Here is a 1,129-nt window from a genome sequence, read left to right as displayed (position 1 = left end):
CTCCTGGTATTGCTGCCCGCGGGGTTCTTCTTCCGGGCGGTGGCCAGCGGCGGGGTCTTCATTGCCGGGGACACGCTGCGCGTCTTCTATCCGACGCGGGCCTTCTGGGCCGCGAGGGTGTCCGCGCTCGAATTGCCGGAGTGGTTCCCGTATGACGGCTTCGGTCAGTCCTTCGTGGGCGCCATCAACGCGGGAGCGTTCCATCCCACGTCGCTGCTTCACCTGGTGCTGCCGCTCGGCGCCGCGGGGACCGTGACCTTCTTGAGCTGTTATCTGCTGGCGCTGGTCGGCACGTACGCCCTGATGCGGGAGTACCGGGTCCCCCGGGCCGGAGCGCTCTTCTCGGCCATCACCTTTGCATTCTGCGGCTACCTGGTCGCCATCACCAACAACTCGACCTACCTGCTGTCCGCCAGCGCGGTGCCCGCGACGCTCTGGGCGGCGGTCCGCTTCCTGCGGGCCCCTTCCGTCGGAAGACTGGCCGCGGGCGGGGCGTTGCTGGCGTTGGTCGCCGCGGGTGGTGACGCGCAGGGCTTCGCCATGGTGAACGGGTTCGTCGTGCTCGTGGCTTGCGTGGAGCCGGCGGCGGGGACCTGGCGTCGGCGCGTGGTGACGTGCGCGTTGCTGGTCGCCACGGGTGGGTTGTTGGCCGCGCCGCAGTTGCTTCCCGCCGCGGCGCTCGCGGGGTCCGGAGAGCCCGGAGCCCGGTCGCTCGCGGAGGCCCAACGCTTCGCGCTGGCCCCCCTGCGCTTGTGGGAGCTGTTCATGGGGCCCTTCCTCGCGGACGTCGAGGGAATGCGCGGCATCCCCGAGGAGGTGGTCCGCAACCTCGTTCCGTCTGGCGGCTTCGGTCGGGTCTGGGTCGATTCCGTCTATGTGGGGACGCCCGCGTGTGTCCTCGCGCTGGCGGCGCTCATCACCTCCGCGAGACAGCCTCGGGCCTGGGTTCTCGCGGGTGTCTGGCTTCTGCTGCTGGCCCTCTGTCTGGGAAACGCGCTGCCTGTCTATGGTTGGGTCTATCAACTGCTGCCGCCCTGGCGCCCCTTCCGCTATCCGGAGAAGCTGGTTCCGTGGGTCTCGCTCGGGCTCGCGTTGGGGGCGGGATGGGGCTGGAGGGCCTGTCTGGAAG

Annotated in this window: 1 protein-coding gene; it reads left to right on the top strand. The window is 70.0% G+C overall.

Features of this window, described 5'->3' with window-relative positions; translation table 11 throughout:
- On the top strand, positions 1-1,129 hold a 1,129-nt coding region (locus tag FJV41_RS52970), incomplete at both ends, for a hypothetical protein (protein WP_181791522.1).

Origin of the sequence: Myxococcus llanfairpwllgwyngyllgogerychwyrndrobwllllantysiliogogogochensis (assembly GCF_006636215.1) — a bacterium.
Classification (GTDB): domain Bacteria; phylum Myxococcota; class Myxococcia; order Myxococcales; family Myxococcaceae; genus Myxococcus; species Myxococcus llanfairpwllgwyngyllgogerychwyrndrobwllllantysiliogogogochensis.
This window is presented reverse-complemented; position numbering and strand designations above follow the sequence as displayed.